17 protein-coding genes and 1 tRNA gene are annotated in these 14,590 nt (G+C 63.6%); 10 read left to right on the top strand and 8 right to left on the bottom strand.

All coding sequences use genetic code 11. The annotated features are described in order from the left end of the window. Positions 1-9: 9 nt before the first annotated feature. From IV098_RS02715 to IV098_RS02705, 3 genes are all read right to left on the bottom strand, one after another. A complete protein-coding gene (locus tag IV098_RS02715) occupies positions 10-690 on the bottom strand; it encodes a hypothetical protein (RefSeq protein ID WP_296886192.1) in 681 nt (226 codons plus the stop codon). 10 nt (positions 691-700) lie between these two features. Next, the gene (locus IV098_RS02710; protein ID WP_296886191.1) at positions 701-985 is read right to left on the bottom strand and encodes a phosphopantetheine-binding protein; all 285 of its coding nucleotides are present in this window, start codon (positions 983-985) and stop codon (positions 701-703) included. 95 nt (positions 986-1,080) lie between these two features. Next, positions 1,081-1,686 carry a hypothetical protein gene (locus tag IV098_RS02705; protein WP_296886189.1) on the bottom strand — a complete coding sequence of 202 codons (606 nt, stop codon included), beginning with the start codon at positions 1,684-1,686 and terminating at the stop codon, positions 1,081-1,083. Positions 1,687-1,849: 163 nt separating this feature from the next. Between IV098_RS02705 and rpsU the strand changes: the two genes are divergently transcribed. The 7 genes from rpsU to xerD all read left to right on the top strand — a co-directional run bounded on the left by rpsU (position 1,850) and on the right by xerD (position 8,009). After that, positions 1,850-2,062 (top strand): 30S ribosomal protein S21, encoded by a 213-nt coding sequence (gene rpsU, locus IV098_RS02700; protein WP_296886187.1) that lies wholly within the window; start codon positions 1,850-1,852, stop codon positions 2,060-2,062. 42 nt (positions 2,063-2,104) lie between these two features. Further along, complete coding sequence (locus IV098_RS02695; protein ID WP_296886185.1) at positions 2,105-2,566, top strand: GatB/YqeY domain-containing protein; 462 nt, start codon at positions 2,105-2,107, stop codon at positions 2,564-2,566. A 56-nt stretch (positions 2,567-2,622) separates the two neighbouring features. Then, positions 2,623-4,326, top strand: a complete 1,704-nt coding sequence (gene dnaG / locus IV098_RS02690; RefSeq protein WP_296886183.1) for a DNA primase — start codon at positions 2,623-2,625, stop codon at positions 4,324-4,326. A gap of 191 nt (positions 4,327-4,517) precedes the next feature. After that, positions 4,518-6,374 carry an RNA polymerase sigma factor RpoD gene (rpoD, locus tag IV098_RS02685; protein WP_296886325.1) on the top strand — a complete coding sequence of 619 codons (1,857 nt, stop codon included), beginning with the start codon at positions 4,518-4,520 and terminating at the stop codon, positions 6,372-6,374. A 44-nt stretch (positions 6,375-6,418) separates the two neighbouring features. Continuing rightward, positions 6,419-6,495 (top strand) — tRNA-Ile (locus tag IV098_RS02680). 145 nt (positions 6,496-6,640) lie between these two features. Next, positions 6,641-7,126, top strand: coding sequence for a methylated-DNA--[protein]-cysteine S-methyltransferase (locus IV098_RS02675; protein ID WP_296886181.1), 486 nt, complete (start codon positions 6,641-6,643; stop codon positions 7,124-7,126). Then, positions 7,101-8,009: a site-specific tyrosine recombinase XerD gene (xerD, locus tag IV098_RS02670; protein WP_296886179.1), complete on the top strand. Its 909-nt coding sequence runs from the start codon at positions 7,101-7,103 to the stop codon at positions 8,007-8,009. Before IV098_RS02675 ends, xerD begins: the two co-directional genes overlap by 26 nt. On the opposite strand, the gene IV098_RS02665 is transcribed toward xerD, so the two are convergent. The 5 genes from IV098_RS02665 to IV098_RS02645 are packed head-to-tail and all read right to left on the bottom strand — an operon-like array spanning position 8,010 to position 12,575. Beyond that, on the bottom strand, positions 8,010-9,017 hold the full coding sequence (locus IV098_RS02665; protein ID WP_296886177.1) for a M14 family metallopeptidase: 1,008 nt from the start codon (positions 9,015-9,017) through the stop codon (positions 8,010-8,012). Continuing rightward, on the bottom strand, positions 9,017-10,450 hold the full coding sequence (locus IV098_RS02660; RefSeq protein WP_296886175.1) for a glutamate--cysteine ligase: 1,434 nt from the start codon (positions 10,448-10,450) through the stop codon (positions 9,017-9,019). The genes IV098_RS02665 and IV098_RS02660 overlap by 1 nt, the downstream gene beginning before the upstream one ends. Positions 10,451-10,495: 45 nt before the next feature. Then, positions 10,496-11,467, bottom strand: coding sequence for a succinylglutamate desuccinylase/aspartoacylase family protein (locus tag IV098_RS02655; RefSeq protein ID WP_296886173.1), 972 nt, complete (start codon positions 11,465-11,467; stop codon positions 10,496-10,498). Continuing rightward, positions 11,464-12,216 (bottom strand): sulfite exporter TauE/SafE family protein, encoded by a 753-nt coding sequence (locus tag IV098_RS02650; RefSeq protein WP_296886171.1) that lies wholly within the window; start codon positions 12,214-12,216, stop codon positions 11,464-11,466. The genes IV098_RS02655 and IV098_RS02650 overlap by 4 nt, the downstream gene beginning before the upstream one ends. Next, positions 12,213-12,575: a dihydroneopterin aldolase gene (locus IV098_RS02645; protein WP_296886169.1), complete on the bottom strand. Its 363-nt coding sequence runs from the start codon at positions 12,573-12,575 to the stop codon at positions 12,213-12,215. The genes IV098_RS02650 and IV098_RS02645 overlap by 4 nt, the downstream gene beginning before the upstream one ends. A 54-nt stretch (positions 12,576-12,629) precedes the next feature. On the opposite strand from IV098_RS02645, the gene plsY reads away from it, so the two are divergent. Genes plsY through IV098_RS02630 form a run of 3 tightly spaced genes read left to right on the top strand, consistent with a single transcriptional unit; the run spans position 12,630 to position 14,461 of the window. After that, positions 12,630-13,232 (top strand): glycerol-3-phosphate 1-O-acyltransferase PlsY, encoded by a 603-nt coding sequence (gene plsY / locus IV098_RS02640; RefSeq protein WP_296886167.1) that lies wholly within the window; start codon positions 12,630-12,632, stop codon positions 13,230-13,232. Between the two features lie 18 nt (positions 13,233-13,250). Then, entirely contained in the window at positions 13,251-14,051 is an 801-nt protein-coding gene (locus tag IV098_RS02635; RefSeq protein WP_296886165.1) for a hypothetical protein, read from the top strand. Between the two features lie 26 nt (positions 14,052-14,077). Next, complete coding sequence (locus IV098_RS02630) at positions 14,078-14,461, top strand: hypothetical protein (RefSeq protein WP_296886163.1); 384 nt, start codon at positions 14,078-14,080, stop codon at positions 14,459-14,461. The last annotated feature ends 129 nt before the right edge of the window (positions 14,462-14,590 follow it).

The following is a 14,590-nucleotide window of genomic DNA, read 5'->3' as shown; positions in this document are numbered from 1 at the left end:
GGTGCCGCTTCAGTGCGAATTCGAGGATGTGTCCGGCAGCGTGGCGGGCTTGTTCCAGAATGCACGCACGCCATCCATGATGCTGTGCTTCTCCAGATCAGGCAGTTTGCGCAAACGCACCGCATATTCCAGCGCGAACATCAGCAGAATCAACGGAAACGACAGGAAGTTGGCGAAAACCGACCACGCCTCCTTGCTGGCGCAGCAGAACAGCGCACTGGAAACCAGCGCGGTCGCCAGAAAAAACAGCGTCCACGCCAGCGTGACCTGGCGCGTATAGCGCAGCACCTCGGGCGCCAGACGGGTGCGATGCACGGTTTCGGCCAGCCGGGTCACCAGCGGCTGCCGCCCGCGCAGCAGCGTCGCGCCAAATACCGCGGCCAGCATGAGGTTGGTGCCGGCATGCTGCAGGAAATATACCCAGCTGAAATTGCGCTGCAGCGCGCCCCAGAACAGCCCCAGCAATCCGGCCACCGTCACGCACAGCAGCAACATGAGCAGCCGCCTGGGCGAGCGCCAGGTCAGCCACAGCAAAATCGCCAGCGAGGGCGCCAGCGACACGGCCACCCCGAGCGACGGCAGGGTGGTCGCGGCCGACGTGGCGGTACTGAAATGCGCCAGGACCGGATACGCAACGGCTCCGGCAGCGATGGCCAATCCGCGCGCGACGCGCGCCCAGCTCATGCGCATGGTCACAGACTCATTTCGTCCGGTTGGCCGCGATGTGCTGGGTCAAGCCGGCGAGCGAACTGAAAATGCGGACGTTATCGGCGCTATCCGCGCGCAGCGAAAACCCGTACTGCTTGGACACCACCAGCGCCACTTCCAGAATATCGATGGAATCGAGCCCGAGCCCCTCGCCATACAAGGGTGCGTCGGGCTGAATATCCTGCGGACCGAGGTCAAGATTGAGTGCGGTCACGATCAGGCCGGCGATCTCGCTTTGCAGCGCCTGATTGGGTTCGGTTGGAAGTGATTCGGGCATATCAATTTCACGGCAAAAATGGGCGGAGCGACCCGAACCTGCCGGATCGCACCGCCCATTATATTCGGTATGCCAGCCGACCGAGCGCTGCCTGCTTACGGCTTGCGATACACCATGCGCGCCTGCGTGGCCGGATCGGTCGCAATTTCCTTGATGCGGCCGTCTTTGCCCCAAACCACCCGATACGGCTCGAAACTCGACGCCCAGTAGTTCCACACCGGGGCATCCAGCGACGGCGTCTCGTCCCGCTGCGGATAACCGACGGCGATGATGGTCTGTTCCTTGGTCATGCCCACCGCAACCTGGCCGAGCTTGATTGCCTCGCGCACATAAGCCGGATAAGCGGCAATTTTCGTTTTCGGGTCATCCGTCAGGATCAGCTTCTCCGCAAACTGCTGCAGGGTTTCCTGCGCGCGCCCATAATCCAGCCCGAAGCGCATATCCTTGCCGTCCATGTCCACATACACCCGGTTGCTGCCATAACTTTTCAGCTTGACGGGGGTACCCGCCGGCACAAAAGGCAAGGCACCGAAATTGGAATCGCTGATCCAGTCGCCTTCATGGTGCAGGTTGCAACAGGTATAACCCACGCGCGCCGGCGCCTCGGGCGCGGAATCGAACCAGCCAGCCTGGGCATGCGACATGCCGAGCGCCACCGCAGACAGAACCAGCATCTTTTTGATTTTGTTGGTCAACTTCATCCTTCTCTCCCCTTGAGCGCAAACAGCGTTGCAAAGCGCCGAGGCTACCGCAGCCCTTGGTCTTTTCCAACCCGCGCAGGCAGGTTTCACAACGGGGGGCTGGAAAAAATCGAATAAGCTTGCTATGCTTCTCATTTTTCCCGTTTCCCGGAAGATCTTTTCAATGCCCTTCGTCAAAATCAAAGAAAACGAGCCCTTCGATGTCGCACTGCGCCGCTTCAAGCGCTCCATCGAAAAAGTGGGTCTGCTGACCGAACTGCGCGCTCGCGAGTTCTACGAGAAGCCCACCGCCGAGCGCAAGCGCAAGCTCGCTGCAGCCGTCAAGCGCCAGAGCAAGCGCCTGCGCAGCCAGCAACTGCCCCCCAAGATGTATTGATTCTGCCGTTCGGCAGAATCTTCACACGCACGGCCACTTGGCATGTCGCTCAAGCTCCGCATCACTGACGACATGAAAACGGCTATGCGCGCCAAGGATACGGCGCGCCTCGGCACGATTCGTCTGCTGCTCGCTGCGATCAAGCAACGCGAGGTCGACGAACGGATCGAACTGGACGACGCAGCGCTGGGTGATCCCATCATCGGCAGCATCGTCGAAAAACTCATCAAGCAGCGCAAGGACTCGATCAGCCAGTTCCAGACGGCCGGACGCGACGATCTGGTCGCCGCCGAGCAGGCTGAACTGGTGGTGCTGCAGGCCTATCTGCCCGAACAGCTTTCCACGACCGAAGTCGAAGCGGCCGTTGCCGCGGCGATTGCCGAATCCGGCGCCGCCAGCGCAAAGGACATGGGTAAGGTCATGGGGCTGCTGAAATCCCGCCTCGCCGGCCGCGCCGACATGGGGCAGGTCTCTGCGCTGATCAAAGCCCGCCTGGCGGGCTGAGTCTCCCTCGGCGCCCGTCCGGGTTTTTCATGCCACACCCCTGACCTGCGGCAACCATGATCCCGCGCGACTTCATCGATACACTGCTTGCCCGCGTTGATATCGTTGATGTCATCGACCGCCGCGTGTCGCTGAAAAAAGCCGGCCAGAACTACCAGGCCTGCTGCCCCTTCCACAGCGAAAAGACCCCCTCCTTCACCGTCAGCCCGACCAAGCAGTTCTACCATTGTTTTGGTTGCGGCGCGCACGGCACCGCGCTCGGTTTCCTGATGGAATACGAGCACATGAGCTTTCCCGACGCCGTCGCCGCGCTGGCGCAGGATGTCGGCTTGGCAATACCGGAGTCGGCGCAGGAACCCGAACGTCCCAGACCGCCGCCCGCGCTGTGGGACGCGCTGGAACAGGCAGCTCAGTTCTACAAGCAGCAACTGAAACAGACCCCGCGCGCCATCGAGTACCTGAAGCAGCGCGGTCTTACCGGCGCCATCGCGGCACGCTACGGCATCGGCTACGCGCCGGACGACTGGTCGCCACTCAAACAGGTTTTTAGTGACTACACGGCCGATGCGCTGGCCGCCTCAGGCCTGGTCGTCGACGGCGAGCGCGGGCGGCGCTACGACCGCTTCCGCGACCGCATCATGTTCCCCATCCGCAACATCAAGGGCCAGATCATCGGCTTTGGCGGACGCGTGCTCGACAAGGGCGAGCCGAAATACCTCAATTCGCCGGAAACCCCGCTGTTTCACAAAGGCTCGGAACTGTACGGCCTGTTCGAAGCACGCGCGGCGATCAAGGCCGCCGGCCGCGCCATCGTGGTCGAAGGCTATATGGACGTGGTCGCATTGGCGCAACACGGCGTGGAATTCGCCGTGGCCGCGCTGGGCACCGCCACCACGCCGATCCACGTGCGCACCCTGCTGCGCCATACCGACTGCCTGATTTACGCCTTCGACGGCGACAATGCCGGCCGCAAAGCCGCTTGGCGCGCGCTGGAAAACTCGCTGGAGGCCTTGCAGGATGGCAAGGAAATCAGCTTCCTGTTCCTGCCCGAGGGCGAGGACCCCGACAGCACCATCCGCGCCCACGGTCAGGCTGCCTTCCTGCACCTGCTGGATACCGACACGCTGCCGCTGTCGGCCTTTCTGGTGCGCGAACTGTCCAGCGGCCTCAAGCTCGACAGCCAGGAAGGGCGGGCCTCCCTGCTCAAGCAGGCCAAGCCGCTGCTGGAAAAAATCTCCGCGCCGCTGCTGGGCAACCTGATCCAACGGCAAATCGCGGATCTGGCGCACGTACCCGCCAACGAACTCACCCACATGGGCGTGAAACCCAGCCTGACCCGTCCCGCGCCATCGCGCCCGCAACGGCGTCCGGCGCCCTCGCGCCTGCGCAATCTGGCGCGCATGCTGCTGCTGAACCCGCAGCGCGTTGGCGAAATCGAAATGGACTGGCTGGACGCGAACGATCCACTGTTCGAGCGCCTGACCGAACTCATGACCTGGCTGCGCGATATCGGGCAATCCAGCCTGCCCTCGCTGGCCGAGGCAGCACGCGGCAGCACGCTGGAAAGCCTGGTGAATGAACTCATGACCGATTTGCTCGACAAAGACGATAGCTGGGACTGGCACGCCGAATTCGACGGCGCCGCCCGGCAGCTCCGCGACGACTGGCGGCGCAGACGTCAGCAAGAGCTGGCGGCGCGGCCGCTAAACAGCCTCAACGCGAGTGAACGCCAGGAGTTGATGGACCTGGCACGCTCCTAGCTTGCCAAATACCTCGCGACAAGGCCTTGATTTGCGGTATAATTTCCGGTTTTTGAACGACTTTATCCACCCGCGCGCACTGCGCGAGCTGGAACTTGAGCGGAGAAGAATCTGTGGCTGTACGTGGAAGAAAACCAGGTGGTAGTGCCAAGAAAGCCGAAGCGCTGATCCCTCTCAAAGAGCTGACGCCGGTGGAAGCCGAAGCGCGTCGCACCCAGCTTAAAAACCTGATCATACTCGGCAAGGAACGGGGCTTCCTGACCTACGCCGAAATCAACGACCACTTGCCCGACGAAGTGCTGGACGCCGACCAGATCGAAGGCGTGATCAGCATGATCAACGACATGGGCATCCAGGTCTACGACACCGCGCCTGACGCCGAAACCCTGTTGATGCAGGACACGACGCCCGCCGTTGCCGACGAAGACGTGGTCGCCGAAGCCGAACAGGCGCTGACCACCGTCGATTCCGATTTCGGCCGCACCACCGACCCGGTGCGCATGTACATGCGCGAAATGGGCACGGTCGACCTGCTCACCCGCGAAGGCGAAATCGAGATCGCCAAGCGCATCGAAGAAGGCCTGCGCCACATGGTGATGGCCATTTCCTCGTGCCCGCTCACCATCCAGCAGATTCTGGACATGGCCGCGCAAGTCGAAAAGGATGAATTGCGTATCGACGAACTGATTGACGGCTTCGTCGAAGTCGCCTCTGCTTCCCCCGCCCCGGCGGCGGCCGTTGCGGACGAAGACGACGAAGAGGAAGCCGAAGAAGAGGACGAAGAAGCCGCCGAGGCCGCCAGCGCTGCGATGGCCGCTGCCAATCTGGCGCAGCTCAAGGCCGAAGCACTCGCGCAGTTTGATTTCATCCGCAAGGCCTACAAGAAAGCCCAGCTCGCCCAGACCAAATACGGCCTCGGCACGCCGCAGCATATGAAGGCGCAGTCCGAAGTCACCGAACTGCTGATGGTGTTCCGCTTCTCGGTGCGCCAGGTCGACGGTCTGTGCGAACAGATCCGCAACGCGGTGGAAGAAGTCCGTTCGCACGAACGCAAGATCATGGACTTCTGCGTCAACCGCTCCGGCATGCCGCGCGCGCACTTCATCAAGACCTTCCCCGGCAACGAAACCGCGCTGGCCTGGGTGGACAAGGAAATCGCCGCCAAGAAAGGCTACTGCTCGACGCTGGCCCGCGTGCAGTACGAAGTGAAAGCGCACCAGGAAGCGCTGATCGCCATGCAGGACCGTATCGGCCTGCCGATCAAGAACCTCAAGGACATCAACAAGCAGATGTCCACCGGCGAAGCCAAGGCGCGGCGCGCCAAGCGCGAGATGATCGAGGCCAACCTGCGTCTGGTGATCTCCATCGCCAAGAAGTACACCAACCGCGGCCTGCAATTCCTCGACCTGATCCAGGAAGGCAACATCGGCCTGATGAAGGCGGTCGACAAGTTCGAATACCGTCGCGGCTACAAGTTTTCGACCTACGCCACCTGGTGGATCCGCCAGGCGATTACGCGTTCGATCGCCGACCAGGCGCGCACCATCCGCATCCCGGTGCACATGATCGAAACCATCAACAAGATGAACCGCATCAGCCGCCAGATCCTGCAGGAAACCGGCATCGAACCCGATCCCGCGACGCTGGCGATCAAGATGGAAATGCCGGAAGACAAGATCCGCAAGATCATGAAAATCGCCAAGGAGCCGATCTCGATGGAAACGCCGATCGGCGACGACGAGGATTCCCACCTCGGCGACTTCATCGAGGATTCGAGCACCTTGTCGCCCGACGATTCCGCGGTCTACGCCAACCTGCGCGACGCCACCCGCGAAGTGCTGGACAGCCTGACTTCGCGCGAAGCCAAGGTGCTGCGCATGCGCTTCGGCATCGAAATGAACACCGACCACACGCTGGAAGAAGTCGGCAAACAGTTCGACGTCACCCGCGAGCGGATTCGCCAGATCGAAGCCAAGGCCCTGCGCAAGCTGCGCCACCCGACCCGTTCCGAAAAGCTGAAAAGCTTTACCGGCAGCGGCGAAGTCTGAATGGGCCGGGCCGTTGCGTTCAACGGCCACGCTTAGACGATCACGGGTCTGTAGCTCAGCTGGTTAGAGCAGGGGACTCATAATCCCTTGGTCCACGGTTCAAGTCCGTGCAGACCCACCAAAAACAAACGGCCTGATGCGAAATGCATCGGGCCGTTTTGCCCGGTGGGGCAGAAGCGGGACACAGCCAAAAAATTCCGGCAGGATATCACCTCGCACCGCTTGAATCTGCCGCCCTTACTCCGGAACAGCCTTTTTGTTCATCCATGCAAACTTACGATGTCATCCTCCCAGCCCCGATGTGTCGTCTGGGCGCGCGCTTTGACGGCGACGCGCTGACGCAGTTGGACTTTTTGCCGCTGGATACGCCGATATCAAAGCAGCTGGATGCGCGCGCCGAACCGCTTGCGTGCGAGTTGGCGGCTTACTGGAGCGATCCCACGCATGTTTTCGACCTGCGCTTTGCGCTGGCCGGCACGCCGTTCCAGCAGCGGGTATGGCAGGCGCTGCGGGCGATTCCGCCGGGCCAGCCGACGACCTACGGTGCACTGGCCAAACAGCTGGGCACCGCGGCGCGCGCGGTAGGCCAGGCCTGCGGTTCGAACCCGTTGCCGATTCTGGTGCCCTGCCATCGCGTGGTGGCGGCCCACGGGCTGGGCGGTTTCATGCACGCGGCGGCGGGCGCCCCGCTGGACGTGAAAACCTGGCTGCTGGCGCACGAACAACATGCCCCCGACCACGGCGACGCCTGATCCGCTGATCGATCGCTTCTGCGATCACCTGTGGCTGGAAGACGGGCTGGCGCAGCTGACGCTGGCGGCCTATCGACGCGACTTGATCGGCTACGGCAAGTGGCTGCGGCAGTCCCGTGGCCGCGAACTGGACGCTGCGGTGGCGGGTGATATCGAGGCCTACCTGGCCTGGCGTTTTGCCGGCCACGCGCAGCCACGCAGCGCCGCGCGCTACACCTCCAGCCTCAAGCGTTTTTATCGCTACCTGTTGCGCGAGAGTCTGATCGCCGCCGACCCCACGCTCAATCTCGACAGCCCCAAGCTGCCGCGCTCGCTGCCCAAGTCGCTGACCGAGGCCGACGTCGAACGCCTGCTCGCCAGTGCAGCGAGCGACGTGCCGCTCGACCTGCGCGACCGCGCGATGCTCGAAACGCTGTACGCCACCGGCTTGCGCGTGTCCGAGCTGGTGGGGCTGAAGCTGACCGCGATCAATCTCAGCGACGGCGTGCTGCGCGTCACCGGCAAAGGCAACAAGGACCGGCTGGTGCCGCTGGGCGAGGAGGCTGTGGCGTGGCTACGGCGCTATCTGGCCGAAGCGCGGCCGGCGCTGATGGAAAAGAATCTGAGCGACGCAGTGTTCGTCACCGCGCGCGGCGACGGTATGACGCGGCAGGCCTTCTGGTACCTGATCAAGCGGCGCGCGCGCAGCGCCGGCATCGTGCGGCCGCTGTCGCCGCACACACTGCGCCATGCGTTTGCGACGCATCTGCTGAATCACGGCGCCGATCTGCGCGTGGTGCAGATGCTGCTCGGCCACAGCGATATTTCCACCACGCAGATCTACACCCACGTGGCCCGCGAGCGTTTGAAGCAACTGCACGCCGCGCATCATCCGCGCGGCTGACTACGCATACGCGATCCGCTCCATCAGATAGCACAGGCAGTCCTGCCGGATCACCCGCTCGTCGCGCGTCAGCATGGCCGGCATCAGCGGCCGCCTGAGCCTGATCGCATTCTTCTCGTAATCGAACAGGCGGTCGCCGATGTCCGCGCCGCTTTCGTCCAGCACCTGCAGCCGCGCCGCGCTGTCCGCCTTCACCTGCCCCCACAGGTCGCCGTGCGCCAGTTCGCGGAAATTGAAGTGGTCGAGCTCGGGCACGAAATCGATGTCGGCAGCCGGTGCGCCGAAGCCGAAACTCGCCTCATCCGGCAGCTTGACCGTGGCCACGGTATGAAACAGATCGACGTCATGCGGCGCCACCGGATGCTGCGGGAATTCCGACAAATGCAGGCAGGCCTCCATGAAGCCGGCGGCATGCTCGACGCTGCCGGGCGTGCCCGGCTTGCCGCATTCCACCGTCACCGCCGGGCACAACTCGGCAAAGGCCGCGGACTGCACACCGCGTGGACGGATGAAGTACACCACCGTGCGCGAAAACAGCGTGGCCAGATGCAGGAAGGGCTGCTCCAGCCGGTTGACGCAGGCGTAGTGTGGATTGAGGCCGGTGTTGTTGTGGATGTCGAGGCTGGCGAACACGCCGCGCACGCGCATGGCGTCGACCACCTGCTGCATCATCGCCTGCTCGGCCGGGTGCGCCGCCTCGCCGCCCGGCCAGACCCGGTTGTAATCCGGCTGGCCGTCGAGCCTGCGCAAGCCCACGCGGGCCGCCTCGACATTGCCGATGAACAGCGACAGCGCGCGCGGCAATTCTGCCGTCGCATATTTTTTCAGCACCGTTTGTGCGGCTTGCCAGCCGGTGTCTTCGTTGCCGTGCAGCAGCACTGAAACGAACAGCGGCAGGGTGTGGCGGCCCGGCAGATGGATCAGCGCCGGGCCGGGCAGCACCTCGCTCAGCTGGGCGGCCGTCGCCTCCAGCAAGCCTGCGGGCAAAGTTTCAAATTGCGTCAGCATTACAGGCCCCATTCATGTACCGGTGCGCCTGAACGCTGGTTCACCAGGTAATCGTCCATCATGCGATGAACGTCGCCACCCACTTTTGCGAGCCGCTGCAACTGCCATGCCGATCCGGTCTGGCCGCTGCGCACCCGGGCTTCGGCCACGCCCAGATAATGCTCGACTTCGGCGTCCGGCAGGCCGAAATCGCGCAAACCCTGGCGCGCCTGCGGCAGGAGGGTCTCCAGGATCAGTTCGCGCGTGGAATAACGCCGCCCATCGAGCCAGACCAGTTCGGCCTGCAGCCCGTGACGGGCCGCCGCGTAGAAATTGGCGCGCGCGTCGCCAAATGGCAAATCGGCCTCGGCCGCGCGCGGCTTCCGCGCCAGCGTGTGCACCAGCCCGAAATACAGCGCCGCGTTGGCTACCATGTCCAGCACCGTCGGGCCGCTCGGCAGCACGCGCTGCTCCAGCCGCATGTGCGCCAGCCCCGTGGCATCGAAGCCGATCAGCGGCCGCACCCAGCGCCAGATGGCGCCGTTGTGCAGACGCAGATGGGGAAAGCGTGCGGGCGCTTCCGCCTGCGGCATCGGCAGCAACACTGGATAGTGTTCGAGATTCTCTTCGAACAGTTCCAGCGGACTGTTCGCCACATAGCCGCGCCCGAAACTCACCCGCCGCACGCTGGCCTCGGCCAGCCCCTGATAGCCGCCCAGCTCCACTGCCTGCTCGAACAGCGGCACCCGCGTCTCCTGCCACAGGCGCTGGCCGAACAACAACGGCGAATTGACCGCCGCCGCCAGCAATGGCGCACAGCTGATCAGCGAAGCGTTGTAGTAGCGCCCCGCCTGCGCGAACGGCACCTGCAGATGCAGCTGGAACGAGGTGGTGGCGGCTTCCAGCATCACGTCGGGCCGGCTCAACTGAAGATGATCCGCGCCCTCGATGTCGATGCGGATGGGCGCGCTGCCGCGCTGCTGCAGCACCTGCGCATTGAGCACGTCGAAGCGTTTCATCGCCGACATGTTGGCAAGGCACAGATCCTGATCGCGAATGGTCGGCAATATGCCGATCATCGCCAGCACCGTGTCCATGCCGTGCGCCACCTGCTGGCAATGGTCCCAGGTGCTCAGTAGGGATTCCTCCAGCGCGGCCAGCAGACCCGCGCCCACTTCCAGCGGCGGCGCATTCAGTTCGACGTTGAAGCGCGACAGCTCGGGCACCACCAGCGGATCGTTCAGCGCGCGCAGATACGCCTCGTTGACCGGATGGGGCAGCCCGGCATGATCGAGCAGCCAGGCCTCGAGTTCGAAGCCCGCCACGTAGCGCGCATCGGTAAATCCGCCTGCTTGGGCAAACGACCGCAGTGCAGCCGTTTCCTCTGCCAGCCTGCTGGCAAACTGGCGGGAATCCGTTTCCGAAAAGTGCGTGCGGTCGACTTCCTGGCCCATAGCGCATACTCCTGACGCCACCCAACGACAGTGCGATGAAAAAAGTTACACCCGCCTGCTGGGTTTGGCGAGGTAGAACCACTCCTGGCCGGGTAGCGCATTGGGATTGGGGAACACGACATAGCCATCGGTGTCCGCCCGCACCGGCGTGCCGTCGTGGCGCGTTCCGATCAGGTCGCCTGCGTGCAAACGGTCAAAGCTCGACCAGTGGCGGCTGAATGCATCTTCCGCGTGAACTCGGTCGATGACCTGATACAGGCTCAGCGCTTCGGTGTCGGTCACCGCCTGCGGCGCGGCTGCGGCCGTCAGCCCAAGATGCGCCAAAGTGTTGCAGATGGCCTGATAGGCGACGGCGGGCGCGGCGGGGTCGTCGTGCTGGCCGCATTCGAGGGTGAGCGCGATGCCGCCGTGCGCGCGCATGAATTCGGTGGTGCCGACGCCGTAGCGTGCGTCGGCTTCGCGCGCCGAAACGCCGGCTGCCACCCGCCGCGCAACGCCGGCAGCGTAGGTATCGAGCCAGCCGTCGACGAAGCGATGCACTCCCAGCCGCAGCGCCAGCGCGGTTTCCTCGGCTGATCGCGCAAACGGCTCCAGCGCGCCGCTGTTGTCCAGCGGCCCCAGCATGACGAAAGGCTTGCCTGCAGTATGGAAAGAATGCAGGTCGAGCAGGGCATCGTGCTGTGCGAGCAAGGGGCACAGCCAGTTGGCGATGCGGTCCTCGAACTCGGTCGGCGTGTCGGTCGGCACCAGATTGCGGTTGAGGTTGCGGTCGCCCATGCGCCGGTGCAATGCGTAGGCCAGCGGATTGGTGACCGGCACAAAAGTCACCTGCCCCGCCATGATGCCGAGCTGCCCCGATTCGATCTCGCCGATCACGCGGCGGATCGCCTGGGTACCGCAGGTTTCGTTGCCATGCACGGCGCCCAGCACGATGAGGCGCGCACCGGGCGCGAGGCCGGTGAAGGAGACGGACTGGAAATGCAGCGACTCAGACTGCTTTTGTTGGGATGTATTCATACGTTCATGGCCTTGAATAACAGCGACACACTCGACACCAGCAACAACACGCCGACCAGTCGCGTCATCTGCGTCTGGCTCAAGCCGACATGCACGCGCCCGCCGAGATAGAGCGCGCCGAGCATGATGGGCAAGGCGGCAAAATACGCGATCCAGATCTCGCGCGACAACAGCAGGCCGACGATCAGGAAGCTGGCGATGCGGGTCAGGCCTTCGGTAAAGAACAGCGCCGAAAAAGTCGCCCGCAAATCACTTTTGTCGCGGATGCGGTGGTTCAGGTAAATCACATACGGCGGCCCGCCGGTGCCGAACAGCGCGCCCACGGTGCCGCCGGTGAGCGCGGCCGGCACGGCCCAGCCGCGCGAAATCAGCTTATCGCCGTGCAGGTTCAGCACGCTGCGCAGCGCAAACACGAACACGAAGCCGGCCAGCGCATACAGCATCGGCTCTGTCGGCAGTTTGACCAACAGCGTGGTGCCGGCGATCACGCCGATCACGCCGAACGGAACCAAAATGCCGATTTCATCCCACTTCACGCGCTTGAAATGCAGGCCGCCGATCACGATCGACGCGGTGAAATCCAGCAGCAGGATCAGCGGCACCACAAACTGCAGCGGCAGGAACAGCGCCAGCAAGGGCACTGACACCAGCCCCGAACCAAACCCGGTGATGCCGCGGATGAAATACGCCGCCAGCAGGATGGCCACCGCACTGGCAATCTGGCCGGCGGCAATCTGTTCAAAGTTCACGCGCGGCTGCCGCGCTCGATGCAGATGCCCAGTTCCTTGATGCCGGGCACGATGGCGAACTTGGTCACCGACACCTTCACCCACGGCGAACCGAACTCGTTGAGCACGATGGCGGCGACATGCTCGGCTACCGTTTCCACCAGCGTGATCGGCTGAGGCGCGTTGTGCAGATAGTCCTTCACCCGCATCGCCACCGCACCGTAGTCGATGGTGTCGGCCACATTGTCGGTGTCACCCGCCTTGCTGTTGGCCAGGCCGATTTCGAGGTCGAGCCGGACCGGCTGCGGCACTTTGCGTTCCCATTCGTATACGCCGATAATCAGTTCGAGACGAAAGTCCCGCAAAAACAAGATATCCATCGCGCCGCGCCCGCTTGGGGCCCATCCAAAACCCGCCATTTTACTGACTTCGTTATGACCACGCTGCTATTTGTCATCGGCGCCTACCTCATCGGTTCCTTATCGTTTGCCGTCATCGTCAGCAAGCTCATGGGCCTGCCCGACCCGCGCAGCTTCGGCTCGGGCAATCCCGGCGCCACCAACGTGCTGCGCACCGGGCGCAAGACCGCCGCCGCGCTGACCCTGCTGGGCGACGCGCTGAAAGGCTGGGTGGCGGTGGTGCTGGCGCGCATGCTGGCGCCGCAATTCGGCCTGACGGAAGACATCGCTCTGCTGTGCGCGCTGGCGGTGTTTGCCGGCCATCTATACCCGGTGTTTTTCCGCTTTCAGGGTGGCAAGGGCGTCGCCACCGCGCTCGGCGTGCTGGTCGGCCTCAACCCCTGGCTCGGCCTGGCGTGCCTGGCTACCTGGCTGTTCATGGCCAAGGTATTCCGCATTTCCTCGCTGGCGGCGCTCGTCACCGCGATCCTGGCGCCGGTGTATTCCGGCCTGCTGCTGGGCTGGGGCACCGCCACCGTCGCGGTGCTGGTGATCGCGCTGCTGCTGGTCTATCGTCACAAGAGCAATCTGATCAAGCTGGCCAACGGCGAGGAAGGCCGCATCGGCGCCCGCTCATAAGCCTCCAGACGAACTGACATGGCCTTTTTCGAGAAATCCATCGACCACGCCAAGGACAGCCTCGCCGAAGTCTCGCGCGAAGCAATCGACCGCGCCGGCGATCGCCTGTCTGGCGTGGTCAAGGAAGGCGTCACGCAGGCGGGCAGCGAGCTGAAAGATGTCATCTGGCGAGCCAGTCAGGAAATCGACGCCAAGCTCGACAAGATTTCCGACGAACTGCACGAACAGCGCCAGTTCACCAAGGACGACGTGCGCGAACTGGTCGACTACGCCGGCGACAAGCTCGGCACCCTCCTTGACCAGCGCATGGCGGTGGCCAAGTCCGAAATTTCCTCGCTGGTGCAGGACAAGGTCGAATACTTCAAACGCGAAATCGACGGCTTTTTCATCGAACGCCAGCGCGATCTCGCGCGCGAACGGCGGCGCCTGTTCATCAACGTCGCCATCGCGATCCTCGCCTCGGTGTCACTCGGCTTCGTATCCTGGCTGTATCACCAGTACATGGGCGGCGGGCTCGACCTGTTCGCCATGTTCCGCATCGTGTTCGCCTCGCTGGTAGGCGGCTGGGGCGCGTTTCTCGCGGTGCGGGTGGTGCGGCGCTGGCTGTCGATGTCGGAACACAAGAAGGACACGCTGTTCCTGGTCAGCCGCTACTGGGGTGTGCTGCGCCCGGAAAGCGTATTCGGCACCCTGATCCTGGTGTGCCTGATCGCGGTGCTGGTGGGCTTCCTGCTGTTCCCGGACCAGATCGCCCAGCTGACCGGCAGCGAAAAATGGCTGCGCGGGCTACGCGAGGCGTATCCGTTTCTGCGACAGTGAACAGGGCCTGAACGAAAGGATCATTCATGGCAGTCGGCTGGTTGATGGTTTTGCAGAGCGTGCCGTGGGCGGAGGTCATCAAGAACGCCCCCAAACTGGCGGATGGTGCAAAGAAACTGTGGGACGCCGTCGCTGGCCATCCCGTGCAGCCTGCCGCTACAAAGCCGCAGCCCGACGCCGCGCCCGGCACCCCGAATCTGGCTGCCCTCGAAGCCCGCACGCTGGCCCTTGAGGCCGCGGTGTCCGACCTGCACAGCCAGATGTTCGCCTCGTCCGAACTGATCAAGGCGCTGGCCGAGCAGAATACCCAGCTGGTCCAGCGCGTCGAAGCCAACCGGGTCCGGGTAGTCTGGCTCAGCGCAGCGGTCGCCGTGCTGGCCATCGTGGCCATCGCCGCCTGGCTGCGCTAGTTCAAGCCCGGTCAGCCGGCCATACCGCCACCTCCACCAATGCGCCCCGTGAACAAATCATGTCTGACCCAATTGGTTTGGCCTCTATTGTTGGCGGGGATGTTTGTGGGTTTGCTATCAGGCTGCAGT

Origin of the sequence: Thiobacillus sp., from assembly GCF_018780105.1 — a bacterium.
In the GTDB taxonomy this organism is placed as follows: Bacteria; Pseudomonadota; Gammaproteobacteria; order Burkholderiales; family Thiobacillaceae; genus Thiobacillus.
Note: the sequence above shows the minus strand (reverse complement) of the source record. Positions and strands in the feature narration are given on the sequence as shown.

Coding starts and splice junctions, on each gene's coding strand:
- IV098_RS02710 (WP_296886191.1), bottom strand. CDS start 985: ATGCCCGAATCACTTCCAACCGAACCCAATCAGGCGCTGCAAAGCGAG.
- IV098_RS02635 (WP_296886165.1), top strand. CDS start 13,251: ATGGCCTTTTTCGAGAAATCCATCGACCACGCCAAGGACAGCCTCGCC.
- IV098_RS02715 (WP_296886192.1), bottom strand. CDS start 690: ATGCGCATGAGCTGGGCGCGCGTCGCGCGCGGATTGGCCATCGCTGCC.
- IV098_RS02630 (WP_296886163.1), top strand. CDS start 14,078: ATGGCAGTCGGCTGGTTGATGGTTTTGCAGAGCGTGCCGTGGGCGGAG.
- plsY (WP_296886167.1), top strand. CDS start 12,630: ATGACCACGCTGCTATTTGTCATCGGCGCCTACCTCATCGGTTCCTTA.
- IV098_RS02655 (WP_296886173.1), bottom strand. CDS start 11,467: ATGAATACATCCCAACAAAAGCAGTCTGAGTCGCTGCATTTCCAGTCC.
- rpsU (WP_296886187.1), top strand. CDS start 1,850: ATGCCCTTCGTCAAAATCAAAGAAAACGAGCCCTTCGATGTCGCACTG.
- IV098_RS02705 (WP_296886189.1), bottom strand. CDS start 1,686: ATGAAGTTGACCAACAAAATCAAAAAGATGCTGGTTCTGTCTGCGGTG.
- IV098_RS02665 (WP_296886177.1), bottom strand. CDS start 9,017: ATGCTGACGCAATTTGAAACTTTGCCCGCAGGCTTGCTGGAGGCGACG.
- xerD (WP_296886179.1), top strand. CDS start 7,101: ATGCCCCCGACCACGGCGACGCCTGATCCGCTGATCGATCGCTTCTGC.
- IV098_RS02695 (WP_296886185.1), top strand. CDS start 2,105: ATGTCGCTCAAGCTCCGCATCACTGACGACATGAAAACGGCTATGCGC.
- dnaG (WP_296886183.1), top strand. CDS start 2,623: ATGATCCCGCGCGACTTCATCGATACACTGCTTGCCCGCGTTGATATC.
- IV098_RS02675 (WP_296886181.1), top strand. CDS start 6,641: ATGCAAACTTACGATGTCATCCTCCCAGCCCCGATGTGTCGTCTGGGC.
- IV098_RS02645 (WP_296886169.1), bottom strand. CDS start 12,575: ATGGATATCTTGTTTTTGCGGGACTTTCGTCTCGAACTGATTATCGGC.
- IV098_RS02660 (WP_296886175.1), bottom strand. CDS start 10,450: ATGGGCCAGGAAGTCGACCGCACGCACTTTTCGGAAACGGATTCCCGC.